The organism is Neochlamydia sp. EPS4 (assembly GCF_000813665.1).
Classification (GTDB): domain Bacteria; phylum Chlamydiota; class Chlamydiia; order Chlamydiales; family Parachlamydiaceae; genus Neochlamydia.
In genome coordinates this window covers 41,219-55,831 of record NZ_JSDQ01000098.1, presented here as the reverse complement: position 1 = coordinate 55,831, position 14,613 = coordinate 41,219, and the positions used below count along the sequence as shown (strand labels likewise).

The window sequence follows — 14,613 nt, the reverse complement described above, 5'->3', positions numbered from 1 at the left end:
TTCAATCTTCCTTGTTTTCCAAAGCTTGTGTTAAAAGAAGAGGAAAAACATTTCCTGCACCTTTTGCAGCTTTTTCTGCTTCTAGCACATGCTTTTCAAATAAGGCGTAAACTTCTTTAAAGCTTGGGATGAAATCTATGCGTTGATCTAATTCATACTCAAGATCGATTTTCTCTACTTCTAGAATATTTAATTGATCCACAGGATTATTAAGGTCAAGATCAATAGCAAGCCTTGTTCTTGGAGAACCCCTTTGATTCTTGATGAAAAAATGTTTATATTTATGGTAATATTCTAAGCATTTATTTTTTAGCTCTGGCCTTTCGTTTATAAAGGTATCCAGGAGAAAGGTTTTTCGCTTTAATTCTTCAATCTCAGGTCTAAGCCTTTCACATTCTATTCTTGCCTCGGTGTCAAGCGGATCTTCTTTTTCCACCCATAAATTAGAAAAATATTTTTTAAAATCATTAGATATATTTTGGAAAAGGGCAAACATATAAGTTCCTCTTCTGGCATAGTTAGGAGAAAGCAAATTTATCTTTTAACTGAAGGAGAAAAGTAGCTATATCTACGCCTTCTATAATAAAAGCTTGTTGTGGAAACAAAGCTTGGTTAACTAAAAAATGCTGCTGTAGCGTTCTAAATAAATCAACCGAACATTCTTCATCTTTTTCTAATTCCTGAAGCTCTTTTAACACCCGTGCGGCGCTCAATTCTAAATGTACTTGCATGTTCTCTAACCTATTTTTTTCAGCTAGGTCTATGGATTGAATCCACTTTAATCGATGTGTACTTCCTTCGCGCAAAATAAAAGTGTCCACTAGCTTTCGTGCAGAAAAGCTACTTCCTAACAACCCGCATGCAAAAGTTATTGTTCCGGCGGGCACTGCACCTATACCTCCTCCCGCCAAAGCTCCTCCCAGTGCTCCTGTACCGCCTAAAACAACAGCTCCTGCGACTGCTATTTTGACCCATGTCCATTGATGTCGGCTTCTTAATTTTTTTAAATTGTTAGTATCTGAGCCGGAAGCATCTTTTAAAGTCTTTATATAGTGATCAATAGCATTTCTATAAATTCGGTCGAGCATTGAAATTTCTGGTGATAATTTTTTTGGATCTAAGCCTGCTAAGGCAGAAGGCAATAGAGAGTCTCCTTGAAGAATTGCCATAATATGCTCAAAGTTTATGGCTCTCTTTTCTTCGGCAGTCATCAAAACGGGATTTTTTTTCCAGTTCAATTTTGAATTTTTTTTAACTAAAGAAAGCTTTTTTCCGTCATATTTAGCACGGATACGAGTGCAAGAAAAAGAAACGGTAAGAGACATAAAATTATTTCCTTATATAATGAGTTAAATTTTTTTTATCCTATATATATGCTTAAGCACCATCTGAACAGTGAATTATACTGGGTCAAACTCTGAAAATTTCTTCAGCCTTTATTTAAATTTGCTTCGCCTATTTTCCTTTCTTTTCTTATAAAAAAGTGTTTTTCTTATTAATTATTTTATGTTTATATAAGCATAAAGAGAGGTAGCTAGGGTAATGTTGAATAGGGTGTTTGTCCTTAAATTATGCAGTGCTATTTCCCTTATATATTTTAACCTAATAGCCTTAACTTACTGATTTCATCTCTCGTCTTTTAACAGCCAATTATCTTGTTGCTTTTGTTTTATCCAAGTGGCCAGCGTGTTATATATTAGCCTAAAATTAAGCCTGGCAATTGTACTTAAGTTTCCTCTTTTAATAGCCTTAGGTTTTTTTAGTTATATTAGAGGTCCTATTTTATGAAGGAATTTTTTGGCCTCATTATTTAATAAATTTAAAAGTTTTTCCTTTCCCTCAAAGTTTATTTTCTCTACCTGTTGGATAATATTTAAGGCCGAAATATCTGGATATAATGCATGAGCTCCTGCCTTAATGAGTAATTTGGCGATATCAAAATGTTGTTTTTGCACACAGGCATACCATAAAGGCGTACGGTAGTGTTTATCACAAATATCCACATCAATATTAACAGGTGATTGAGAGTGCAAAAGGCGGCGCACAGATTCTGTTTGTCCTTTTCTTACAGCTAAATGTAAAGCAGAACTGCCTTCACTGTCTTGTTCGTTGATATATTGTGTACGAGATAAGAGAGGAATAGCTAGCGGGTAATTACTTCTTACGGCTCGATGTAAAAGTGTTTCATTTTTCTTCTTTTTTCTATCCAACTTTTGATATTTTTTGAAGACACGACGTAAGGTATGGTTATCTTCGGCAACCAAATCAATAGGACGTTTGCCTTCAACATTGCAAATTTCTTGATTTGCACCGCAAGTTAATAGTAAGCGAACAATCTCTACCTGGCCTTTTTGAGCTGCACTATGTAAGGGAGTTAATCCGGTATCATCTTGGATGTCTAAGTTGGCATGATTTAAAATTAAAATTACGATATGGTTGAAGTTTCTAGCTGTGGCAGCTAAATGCATCAATGTTTTACCTTCGTGATTAGTTTCATCTAAATCCGGCCGTGCAAATCCAATCAAAAGTCGAAAGTGTGTATAAGAGCCATTTTCTGCCGCTAATTCAAAAGCATTTTTGTTTAGAGGACCATTTGCCCATGGATCCGCACCATTCTGTAAGAGCCATGCTGTGCTTTGCAAGGCTCCTTGCATGCAAGCAATATGCAAGCCTGTATGATAGGGCTTTAATAAAGTATTAGGAGTGATACCATGCTGATAGAGATAAATGACGGCCTCAATATTATCCTGAGAGATTGCTATTCGAGCAGCTTGATTGAGGCTTTCAACATTTTTTGAAATACGATATTTATAGAATATCTCTAAGAGCGGCTTGGCAGCTTTGTTCATAGCAGCAAATGATAAAACATCTAAGCCTTGATCAGTTTTTGATTGGACTTGAACTTGCTGTTTTAGTAGCCATCTGGCAGTTTCTGCTTGGCCATTAAAGATGGCCAAATGAAGGGGAGTGGCTCCTTGAAGAAGGCTGTCATTATCAGGCAAATCATTTAAATTTTCTGATGCTTGTAATTCTACGCGGGTATCTAAAGAAACACCTAATTGTTTTAAGTTGGATAAAATATCTGTTTGGCCATGATAAGCTGCAAGATGGGCAGGTTCTAGGCTTGAGCGAGAGGTATTATTACATGCCTCTTGGCGTGCCATCAATAGCTTGAGCACTCGCTTTGCTCCTGGAAGAGTAATAATGTTAATTTCCTTTTCATCTATAATATGAGGATTGGCCCCCTTGAGAAGGAGATGGCGAGCGATTTCCTCTCTTTCTAAGGCCAAAGAGATAGATAAAGGCGTTACCTTTTCTAACGTTCCTATTTGATTGGGGCAAGCTCCATATTTTAAGAGAGCATTAACGGCAAGGGATTTATTACGCTTGCATGCAAAAATCAGTGGTGTTATCCGCTCAAAGTCATAATGTTCAAGATTGGCTCCAAATTCAGCAAGTATACGAATGTTTTCTTTACTAGTTGGAGTATTGTTCCGTATAGCATAAAAGAGGGGGGTACGCCCCTCATTATCTTTTCTATTTAAATCTTTCTTTTTAAGCTGTTGAATAAGTGTTTTTAACTCTACAAGATTGCAGTATTCCGCTGCTAAATGGAGAGGGGTGCTTCCTTTATGGTTTTTTATAGTTAATTCATTAGCAGGAATGCTCAAAAGAGATAGATTGTTTTTGGCAAGCAGGTGGGCGACTGTATCTCCATTACTATCACTTACTTTATGTATAAGAACGGGATATTTTAATAATTCGCTTATAAGAAAGCGAACATTATCCTTTTTAGAAAATTGAAGAATACAATGTAGATAAGTTCCCCAATAATTAGAAAAGTTATCAGGCGAGAAGATTATCTCCTTAGAATCAAACTGAGGGAAAATTTCTAGTAAACCATTGACATCATCATTATTCAACATTTGATAAAACTTACTAACCCTTAAATCTCTTTCGGCTGTCTTATTGTTTAAAATAGCAACTACACCTGGATGCTTGCAAGCAAGCTCTAGATTAGATTTACCAGATTTGTGGCCTTCATTCAGAAATCCCGCATTTAGAAGAAGCTGAACACTGTGAGGATTTCCCTGTGAACAAGCTAGATGCAAAGCATTATAATCAGAATGAGTAGTTCTCTTATCTAGAAAGCCTGTATGTAAGATGGCTTCAAGAATTTCCTTATCTCCTCGAAATGCAGCTAACATTGTAGGAGTCCATCCATAGGGGTTAGCATAGTTAAAGGAGGCAAAATTCTTGCGTAAGAGAAAAAAAGCTTTCTTAGAATGATGAAGAATGGCCTCATATAAAGCATCGTCTAAAACAGCTTGTGGAGGCTTGGTAAGCATTAATAAATCAAAAATTCTTTCATCATCTTTTCGTGCAGCTTCACATAAATCCTCTCCACTTATAAGGATTTTGTGCTTGAGTAGGAATGTGACTAATTCTAAGCTATTGGATCGAATAGCATAAAATAAGGGAGAATAGTTCTTATCGTCTATTTTTGAAAGGTTGGCACCTTTTTCTACCAATAACTGTACTAATGCCTGTGAACCTGTTTGAGCAGCTAAATGAGAAGCACAGCAATTACGATCATCAAGAGGAATGTTGACTAAATCGATGGTTGTAAAGCTCTTCAACAGCAGTTCAATGCAAGCCTGCTGCCCTGATTTCATAGCTGCATAGAAAAGGTGTTTTTTTCCATAATGATTTTCTAAAGAAATATTGTTTTTCTTTACTATCTGAATAAGGAAATGCAATACACGCAAGCTTCCATTTTCTGCAGCAATATAAGCAAGTGTTTTACCATATTCTTTTTCTAACGGTTGCATTCTATCTTTTACCTTATAAATCAAACTTCTAAAAAGAAAGATACCATCAGCCTTTGCAAGATAATGTAACAGCTTCCATCCGTTAGGTCCTTCGATGGCTTCTAAATTTGCTCCCATAGGTTTGAAAATGAGTGAAATAATCTCATAACTTCCTGCCTGCGCGGCTAATAGCGTATACTTATCTAGCTCCTCGGAAGATATATCTATAGAATTAAATATTTTTTTTATGCAGGCGTTATAGGTGCTTGCTAATAAGGGCCGTGGGTAGATGGAGGCATGTTTTTTGAAAAGTTCTTTGACAATAGACCAAGCTCCTAGGGAAGCAGCTATGCTGAAAGGTGTTTCATTTTCTATATTAACGCTATTTAAATCTTCTGTAAAATTGATTAAGAGCTGTGCTGCAGAAAGATTGCCATAACGGAGTGCAATATGTAAGGGAGTATCGCCACAGCAGCTTTTATATTGGCTAAATTTAGGAGTATTAAGTGCTACAAACTCTATAACTTCAGAGGATCCTTCTTGCGCGGCTGCTTCAATGGCAAGAGAAGAGGGTTGGGTGGCTTGAAAAAGTAATTTAAGGATAGGAAGGCAATTATTCCTTATAGCAATTTCTATAGCTGTAACGCCATCTTGGCGCTTAATAGATGGATCGGCTCCTTTTTCAAGTAAAATGCTTGCTACTTCCACTAAATTATGCTCGCAAGCCATCATCAGGGGAGTTCCTCCTTCAGCAGAGCAAATGTTTATGCAAGAATTGACGATAGATTTACTTTCCAATAGCCTGTGAATGATTGAAAGGTCTCCCTCATGTAAGGCGCAATGCAATTCTGTATATCCGCCAGTGAGAGTAGCTAAGACAGTTTTCCGTTTTAATAAATGATGTATGAACTCTAGCTGTTGATGTTGAATAGCGACAATTAAAGCAGTCGATCCATTATTGCTTGCTGCAGAGAGCAAATTTGCATTCTTTTTTAATAATAACTCTAGGTGTTTTACATTTCCTGCCATAGCAGCATAGTGGATAGGTAAATAGCCGTGCACATCCTTTAACTCACAGGCTAGAGTTTGACTCAATAAAGTGTCCAAATAAAAAGGATTTCTAGCTAAAGCAGCAATATGGAGAAGTGTTCTTTTATATCTATCGACCATTTTATGCAAAGGCGGCTTTGTTGCCATTAATTTCATAAATTCATCTTTTTGGTCTGCCTGGATAGCTTCTTCAAGCTTTTGCCTTTGCTCTACCACTTTCCAGTCACTTCCTTTAGGGACTAGAAGATAGGATTCCATCCAACTGTAGTTTTGAATCCATTCTAGGGGAGCATCTTCATGCATTAAACTAAAAGCAGCTCCTTGGAAATTTTCGCTTTTTATTTTAGTCCATGTCTCGGGAATTAATTCATGTAATTTGCTCCAGTTATCGTGGACAATGGTATTGGCCAGGGGAGAACCTTGTATCTGCTCGGTGGCTAGCTCCATTCCGCAACCTCCTACCACTCTTTTGGACTTTTCTTTGATCTCTTTGCTAACCTGGGGTGAAGTATGAATTTGTTCATATTGAAGTTTATTAAGAGTAACAGAGTTATTGCTAATTTTACTTATATCAAAAATCCACTCAAAAAGTTTGGCATATAAAAGGGCTCTAGCCTTTGGCTCACTAAGTTTCAAGGAGTAATAATTGTTTTTTAAATTTTTTAAAATTTCAACGTAGTCTGATAGAATTTGCTCAAAATAAAGAGAAGCTACTCGTTTATAAGTAGGTTGGAATAGATCATTTTGATTTAAAAAAGTTTGAACCGACAAATTAGCATGTTGAAAAGCATTTTTTTTGACGATTTCTTGTAAGAGATCAAGGAGGACTGTTTTTTGATCTAAAAAAAACTTTTTTTCTAAATTTTCTTCTTCTCTATGAAGTAGCATTAGCTCGCTAAGGTTTTTAAAGTAGTTTTTTAGCTTTCCTTCGTGGCTTTTCAAAAATTGACGCATGATCTCACGTTTATTAACTTCAAGCTTTTCTGTATGGTGTATAGAGATAGGAAGATAAGGAAATAAGGGAGGGCATCCGTGCGCAAGAGATTGCTCACATGATGGTAAGATAGGAATTTTGCCATATTTTTTTAATGTGGAAAAATAACTAGAAAAAAAATTGATGATCCCAAGCATAGAAAAATAATGGCGACAAAGAGGCATCTTGACCATATGATTGTGAATTCTTTCTGACATGAGTTCATAAGCATTTTCCAAATCGGTATAGGCTGCAGGCATACATCCATATTTTCTCACATGCTTTGCGAGCGCTTCATTGTAGGCTGGAGAAGGTTCTATGGTATAGCGAACCTCAAAATCTGTATCTATTAAGAATAAGTTTTCTTCTTTACGATAACTATTTTGTTTGGCAATAATTCTAAATGAATTTTTGAATCCCTCCTGACTTTCAAAAATTTTTTCGTGGGGCTCATCTACAAAAAGAGCATCATGGATTTTATCCCATAATCTTTTACTTTTAATTAAATGAGTTAAGCCATTAACCGCAAAATAATTTTTATCTCCATCTTTTAAATAAGCTTTGCAGTATTCTTCGAAGCTTATAAGCTTTTCTAAAGCAGAAGACGACTTTTTATTCCAGTCTGGATTTTTATACCATTCATCTACGAACTCTTCGGAATAAATGCCCCCATTTAGGTAACCCTTCATCATATAATCTAGCATGCTGATTACACGACCTACGAGAGTATTTTCATAAGCTGGATGAATGACGGGAAATAGATCAGCTGTTCCCTGTTTGAAATGTAAGCTGAAAAAAGGTATAGCATTATCTACATAAATCCCTAAAGCTAGCTCTCGCAAAATGTGCTGAAGCTCTTCATTTGAAAAAGGAAATTCTCCTTCAGGGAGTTGGGGGGTGCAGAAAAAGTGAATGTTCTCAAATAAAGCGTCCGGTGAATCGAATAAGCCTTCAATATATTCCATACTACAGGCTACTCCGCCAATCTCTCCTTCTGCTCCACCTTTAGCAGGAATAGGAGAATGGGGATGGGTAGAGTTATAAGAACTTGTCAGCCGCGTTTGTTGCAAGGTTTGATAGAATTGCTTATGGGCTGGAGTGGCTGCTTTAGTGGTAAATTTGTATGAATCATCTAAAATTCTACTTGTTTTAGCTAAAATACTTTCAAGCTCTTTTCTCTCATCGGCTGTAAGATCATCAAAACGCAAGCGTAACCTGATATCTCTTATAAGGTTTTTTCCACCTTCTTGGTAGCCTTCAACATCTTTTATATGATCATAAGGTTTACCGTTTTTGCGGTTTATGAGAGGTTTGCCTTCTCTGTTTAATAGTACTATGCCTTGTGCTTCTTTTCGATAAGCTGTATAGTGATAACGATTCAAGGCTCCATTCTCAGTCAGGTTTATTAAGCGCTTATACGCATCCTTAATTACTTCCTGAGGAGGGACCTGATCATATTTTTTTCTATCAATCTTTCCCGTTAAAGTATAATTGTGCTTACCTGCTGCTTCAAGATGGGGCCAGATAGAAAGGCTTAGGGTATTAACATCATAGGCGATATCCCACTTACGCAAGCTACAGCTTGTTAAACGAGTAATAAGTTTAGCCGGTGGCTCCTGGGAGTTTAAAGAATTAATGATCTTTTTTTCAGGTACAATCACCAACTGTCCTTCTCTATCTAACACAGCTCCTATCATTTTATCATCCATTTTCCAAAGCTGAATGAGGCGGCCCTCAATATCATAAAAGGGAAGTATTAGGGGAATTAATTTTTGCTTTAAAAAATGCACCTTATCGTAGTTGATAGGTTGAATACGTTTATTTGTAAACCCTTCCCGGATAGAGAGATTCAAAGGAAGATGCAAAGTAGATTGTGAAGGCGAGTTAACCATTTTTTATTCTTCCTTTATTAGAAAGGTAATTAAAATTTTTGCTGGAGCCTTTGGCGAGCTTTTTTTAGCACACTTAAATCTAAAAGCTCCATTTGACCGTTGAGGAGGCAATTTTCTATATCATCAGTATCTAAAATTTCATCGTATTTTTTTCCCGAAGCGATAGCTAAAGCTTTAAAGGCGCAGCTTTGTATGAATTCACGGGCATATTCTCTTTGCTCTTGCAGGCTATCCAATTTTCCTAGCTTCTCAAAGACATCTAATAAAAGCTGTAAAAGCTCTGGATCATAATGTTCTTTAAGAAAATCTCCGGCAATGCTTAACGCCCATAAGCGTATATCATCATGAGGATCCCATTCTACACCTCTAATAAACATTTTAAGTTCTTTTAAGTAATCTTGAGTGTACTCCCAGTAAGTGCACAGGGCTCTTAAAGCTTGTATGCATACCCATGGTTCCATTTGATGATAAAGAAATTTTTCCAGTAAAGGGCGGTGACGTATCAATGCTAATCTGCCTACAATAAATATCCATGTAGGTAAATCCTCATCTTCATCAGCCTTCTTATCTTGAAGTTTTTGTTCCACATAGGCAATTTCTTCAGGTGTTAGTCTACCCCATTTTGCTTCATGGGATAAATCGCTTGCTCTGCGCATTTTTTTTGACATGTCTTTGTTGATCCCCTAATAAGCGTTATAAGATTAAAGTTAGCCTAATTTTCATATAAGATAATACATTATATAAATACGAATCTTATTGTTTTAGGTAAAATAAAACAAGTATTACTTTTACTAATATTTGTTTTTATTAGTTTTCCCTCTGAAAAAAAACTAAACAGCGTGTTTATTTGATAATAGAATGATTTATAGTTTATCAAAGAAGATTGTTAAAAGAGTTGGGTTAATAGGTAGCTGGCAACTAACGTTTTAGATTCTATGGTGCAGCTAAAAAGCGAAGGTGTGCAAGATGAGTAACTTTTAAGCTAGAAAGGTTTAATATGATTTATTAATACGCTTTAAGAAAAACAACTCTATGCTTTCAAGACGGAATTTAAACCTTTTATAGCTAACTCTCTTAAATTAAGGTTATAGTTTTTTTTAAGCACATGATTATATAAAGAGCTGCTTAAAAAAATATAACCGATATGCCAAAGAGCAAAATAAAATGATTAGTGGCCGATTTTAAGAAGCGCTTTCTTAATTTAATCTTATTCTTCTTTCTAACCCGATTATCCTACTTGGATTATAGCTGCATTGCTAGAGAGGCAGTTTAACTTAAGAAAAAAGCTTTAAGCCCTACCTTCTTGTTCACGGGAAAGCACTTTAAGAAATGAGCGGCTTTCAGCGATCACTACTTTTGACAAGGCACAGAGGCCAATTAAGTTTGGAAAAGCCATTAAGCCATTGCATATATCAGAGATTTTCCAAACGACATCAAGCTCTAAGATGGCGCCAGGAATGACTACTAATGTAAAAATAGCCCTATAAAAAGGGACGGATTTAGAGCCTAGTAGATATTCTACACATTTTTCTCCATAATAAGCCCATCCTAAGAGAGTGGTAAAAGCAAAGAGCACAAGGCCTAGAGTTACCACATAAGCTCCTCCCGAAAATGTTTGGTTAAAAGCTGCGACGGTCATCGAAGCTCCATTGAGGAGCTTGCCCTCTGCATCTAAACTACCAAAAACTTCGGTGACCCCTAGGACCAAGGCCGTGGCGCTACACATTACAATGGTGGCTAAAAAGCATCCTGTCATAGAAACTAAAGCTTGGCGTCCTGGTAAATCTGTTTTGGCGGCAGCGGCAGCAATCGATGCTGTTCCTAATCCTGCTTCGCTAGTCATGAGGCCACGGCTGACACCCACCTGAATAGCCATTAACATGGTCGAACCTGCAAATCCCCCAAAGGCGGCTTGCCCTGAAAAGGCATACTGGAAAATGTGTGATAAAGCGGCAGGTAAGCGATCATAATATTTACACAGTATCACGCCTGCACCGCCAATATAAATGATGGCCATGAAAGGAACTAATAAACCGGCCACCTTACCAATCGATTTAATTCCTCCCAAGAGAGTAGCCCCTGTTAAAAGTGCTACAATGAAGCCAGTCACCCAGGGCTCGATGTGAAAGACATTTTTCATTACATCTGCCACAGAGTTGGCTTGAAGCATATTACCGCCTCCAAACGTTCCAATGGCTCCAAAAATTGCAAATAACACCGAAAGCCACTTCCATCCTAATCCATATTCGATGAAATACATGGGCCCGCCACACATTTCGCCTCGTCCATCCACCTTGCGATATTTAACAGCTAAAATGGCTTCAGCATATTTAATGGCCATACCTATCAGTGCGGTGACCCACATCCAGAAAAGTGCCCCTAAGCCGCCTATGGCAATAGCTGTGGCTACACCCGCAATATTTCCTATTCCTATGGTAGCTGCTAAAGCCGTCATTAAAGACTCAAAATGGCTAATATCACCTTGACCTGATACATCTTTTTGTCTGCCAAAAGCTATTTTTAAGGCATAGGGGAGGTAGCGAAATTGTAAGCCTTTTAAGGCTATTGTAAGATAGAGTCCAACTCCTACCAACAAGATCAATAGGGGCGCCCCCCATATCCAACTGTAAATATTATCTAAAGTATGCAGAAGCAAAGAGCTTAATTCTAAATCTGTGGTTGCCATTTCTATGAAGTCCTAGTTATTGCTTCGATTCAAAGGTTTTTTGTAAGGCTAATCTTTCTTTTTGAACTAAAGCTAAGAAACGTTCATTTTCTGCCACAACCACTGCCGATAAACCTATCAAGGAAATTAGATTAGGGATGACCATTAATCCATTGGTAATATCTGCTAAATACCAAGCGATTTCCATCTTGGTTACAGCACTTGGAATAATAATCAAGGTGAATAAAATGCGATAAACATTTACAGAATTAATGCCAAAAATGTATTCAAAGCATTTTTCTCCATAGTAGGCCCAAGCCAGTACGGTAGAAAAAGCAAATAAAATAAGGCCAATAGAAACGATATAACTGCCGCCAGGGATGGTGGATTCAAAGGCTGCAAATGCCATCGCAGCCCCATTTAAAACCTCTCCTGAATCGTTGATAGCTCCTTGCACCTGGGTAACAGCTAATACAAGGCCCGTTACTGTGCAAACAATCACTGTAGAAATTAAAGCGCCTGTCATCGTAATCATGCCTTGACGCCCAGGGCTATCGGTTTTGGCAGCCGCCGCCGCTATAGATGAAATCCCTAAACCTGCTTCATTGGAAAATACGCTACGCGAGACCCCTGATTGTATAGCCATCATAAGAGTAGCTCCTACAAATCCACCGGTTGCCCCTTGCCCTGTAAAAGCAGTTTTAATGATGAGTCCAAAAGCATGGGGAATTTTATCAAAATGAAAAGTAATCACAATAAGACCGCCGATAATATAAAATAAAGCCATAATAGGGACTAATACTCCGGCAACATGGCCAATACTTTTAACTCCTCCAATAATGACTAATCCTGTAATGCCGGCTAGTACAATTCCTGTCCAAAAAGGATCCACCGCTTTAAGATGTTGAATAGCCTCGGTAATAGCATTAACTTGTACTAGATTGCCAGTGGTGATTGCTGCTAAAGCTCCTAAAAGAGCAAACAGGAGAGCCATCCATTTCCAGCCCAACCCTTTCTCAATATACTGCATGGGGCCACCCATCATCTCGCCACGGTCATCTTTTATCCGATATTTTACGGCTAATATAGATTCTGCATATTTAGTAGCCATTCCTACAAATGCTGTTATCCACATCCAAAAAATTGAACCTAAGCCACCGACAGCTAAACCTGTAGCTACTCCCACAATTGCTCCTGTTCCAATAGCGCCTGCTAAAGAGGTCATTAAAGCCTCAAAAGGGCTAATATCTCCTTGAGAATTTTGGCGCGTGCGGGCAAATACTTGTTTGATTGCATAACCGAGATAACGAAACTGCACACCTTTCAAAATAATGGTCAAGTAAGCTCCGGTGCCGATAAGAAAAATAAGAAGAGGTGCACTCCAGATAGCGTTTTTAAAGTTACTCAGAAAAATATCCACATTTTCCATCAGGAAGTCCTTTGTTTGGGGAAGGAAAAGGATATCTTAAAAAAGCTTTTTATTAAAGTCTAAAGCGGTTAGCAGTAGCTAAGCGATTAAACTAAAAATTATATTAAAGGCTTTTCATATGAGTTAATCTCTTTAGATTTTAAGGCCACTTTAGAAGAGTGGGTAAAGAAGTTAAAAAAGAAATTCCTTTCCTTGCTTTTGCTCATGCAGCAGGCGATGTTTTGAGCGCTGCTCTAAAGAGCCTTTCATATCTTTTTCTTTAAGTGAATGAGGAAGTGATAGGTTAAGGTCGGGGAGAATCTGCAAAATAATAAAACGAGCATCTTCAGCGAAAAATTTGAAGTATTCTCCAAGAGGGGTATTTTCACTTTTTTGTAAGCATTTTCTTTCTTCTCTATCCATTCTACTGATAAGGGCATCGATCTGGATAAGAAGAGAATCTATAAATAAGCGGCACTCCTGGCTAGATAGATGACCGGCACTTTGTTGCTTAGCCAAAGAACGCAGTAGGCTTAGCTGTTTTGATAATAAGCCTATTTGGCACAAAAAAGGGGCATAAAAATTGTAATTCCAATCAGGACGATGAGCGGAAAACCATGTTTCTACCCACATAAAGGCAGGTATCTGGGCGTTCCACATCATTTGGGAAGCTGTCCATAGGTTACAGTGGTGAATTCCTTTTTTAGCGGGCAGTTGATTAGCTACGCATAAGACTCCTAAAAAACCTTCATTTTGGCAACGTAACATGTATTCATCAATTAAATCATCAACTAAAAGAGGCCATAAGCCCTTACTTTGAGGCACTTGCCCTACATTGAGGATAGGCATTAAAGGGGAGAAAGATTTCTCAATTTGATGACGGAGTTGATTCCAAAAAGGATGTGGGGATTGATTATTAAGCAAGCAATCTCCAGCAGTCGCAGAATAAGCTAAAATAGTGTTCTGTCGTAAATCGATAGCTAGACGTGACATCCAGATAGCACTTTGCTGAGCAGATTCTTCTTCATCTGCAGGCACATAGAAAATTAAAGTTTTAGATTTTTCTAAAATATTTTCCAATAAGTGGGCTTCTTCTAAGACTACTTCGGGTAGAGTATAAAAATCCACACCTGGGGCTTCTAAAAATTCAGGACGCTGCCATTGACTTTCCCAAAAAAGAAAATCATAATGGGCATTTTGAGAGGAGATTTGGCTAATGTAGCTTTTAACTTTATCGCTATAATCTGGGATTAAAGGTGAGCAAATAGCTTGGTGCTGAGCTTGAAAATGCGAAAGCTTTAGAACAACTTTTAGTCCATAACTTTGCAAAGCTGCACAAAGGCTCGTAAGATTTATTTGATCATTAGACTGATCAACAATAATGGTATTATATCCTAATTCCAACACGGCTGTAGCAAATGCTTCTATTTTATGAGGCTCGCCTAAAAGAGCTTTAACAGAATCTTCTATCCATAAAGGGCGAATATTAAATCGAGGTTTAATATGCCCTAAAAAATCGGCAAGATGGCCGCTGCGTATTCCAGTATGAATTTGTTGGAGAGCATAAATCGCGCCTAGATAGCCTTGAGCTTTTATTGTTATCCTTCCTGCAGCATAATTAGCACTAAAGTTTTCCGAGCCACTACTTTCAATAGGGAGCCAATCAATTTCAGGGTAAGGCTTAAGGGCTTTAATAGAAGAATATTGTTTTCGCAGCTTTTCGAAGACTAACTTAAGTTTTTGCATTTTTAAGAAGTAGGGGGTTTGTTCATTATAAAAAGTTTTAAATTTTTTTATTAGTAAATGTTTTTAAA

7 protein-coding genes are annotated in these 14,613 nt (G+C 37.4%); all 7 read right to left on the bottom strand.

What is annotated here, in order from left to right; translation table 11 throughout:
• Window position 1 precedes the first annotated feature (1 nt).
• The 7 genes from DB42_RS09715 to DB42_RS09685 all read right to left on the bottom strand — a co-directional run bounded on the left by DB42_RS09715 (window position 2) and on the right by DB42_RS09685 (window position 14,545).
• A complete protein-coding gene (locus tag DB42_RS09715; protein WP_044882787.1) occupies window positions 2–496 on the bottom strand; it encodes a hypothetical protein in 495 nt (164 codons plus the stop codon).
• A gap of 22 nt (window positions 497–518) precedes the next feature.
• A complete protein-coding gene (locus DB42_RS09710; protein WP_044882786.1) occupies window positions 519–1,325 on the bottom strand; it encodes a hypothetical protein in 807 nt (268 codons plus the stop codon).
• A gap of 438 nt (window positions 1,326–1,763) precedes the next feature.
• Window positions 1,764–8,726 (bottom strand): ankyrin repeat domain-containing protein, encoded by a 6,963-nt coding sequence (locus DB42_RS09705; RefSeq protein ID WP_044882785.1) that lies wholly within the window; start codon window positions 8,724–8,726, stop codon window positions 1,764–1,766.
• 29 nt (window positions 8,727–8,755) lie between these two features.
• Window positions 8,756–9,394, bottom strand: a complete 639-nt coding sequence (locus DB42_RS09700) for a hypothetical protein (RefSeq protein WP_044882784.1) — start codon at window positions 9,392–9,394, stop codon at window positions 8,756–8,758.
• A gap of 620 nt (window positions 9,395–10,014) precedes the next feature.
• Window positions 10,015–11,412 carry a sodium:alanine symporter family protein gene (locus tag DB42_RS09695; RefSeq protein WP_044882783.1) on the bottom strand — a complete coding sequence of 466 codons (1,398 nt, stop codon included), beginning with the start codon at window positions 11,410–11,412 and terminating at the stop codon, window positions 10,015–10,017.
• A 16-nt stretch (window positions 11,413–11,428) separates the two neighbouring features.
• Complete coding sequence (locus DB42_RS09690) at window positions 11,429–12,820, bottom strand: sodium:alanine symporter family protein (protein ID WP_044882782.1); 1,392 nt, start codon at window positions 12,818–12,820, stop codon at window positions 11,429–11,431.
• Between the two features lie 171 nt (window positions 12,821–12,991).
• Window positions 12,992–14,545: a hypothetical protein gene (locus DB42_RS09685; protein WP_044882781.1), complete on the bottom strand. Its 1,554-nt coding sequence runs from the start codon at window positions 14,543–14,545 to the stop codon at window positions 12,992–12,994.
• Between the last annotated feature and the right edge of the window lie 68 nt (window positions 14,546–14,613).

What these genes read in the sequence shown, in the direction of transcription:
- DB42_RS09715 (WP_044882787.1), bottom strand. Translation starts at nt 496, where the DNA reads ATGTTTGCCCTTTTCCAAAATATATCTAATGATTTTAAAAAATATTTT.
- DB42_RS09710 (WP_044882786.1), bottom strand. Translation starts at nt 1,325, where the DNA reads ATGTCTCTTACCGTTTCTTTTTCTTGCACTCGTATCCGTGCTAAATAT.
- DB42_RS09705 (WP_044882785.1), bottom strand. Translation starts at nt 8,726, where the DNA reads ATGGTTAACTCGCCTTCACAATCTACTTTGCATCTTCCTTTGAATCTC.
- DB42_RS09700 (WP_044882784.1), bottom strand. Translation starts at nt 9,394, where the DNA reads ATGTCAAAAAAAATGCGCAGAGCAAGCGATTTATCCCATGAAGCAAAA.
- DB42_RS09695 (WP_044882783.1), bottom strand. Translation starts at nt 11,412, where the DNA reads ATGGCAACCACAGATTTAGAATTAAGCTCTTTGCTTCTGCATACTTTA.
- DB42_RS09690 (WP_044882782.1), bottom strand. Translation starts at nt 12,820, where the DNA reads ATGGAAAATGTGGATATTTTTCTGAGTAACTTTAAAAACGCTATCTGG.
- DB42_RS09685 (WP_044882781.1), bottom strand. Translation starts at nt 14,545, where the DNA reads ATGCAAAAACTTAAGTTAGTCTTCGAAAAGCTGCGAAAACAATATTCT.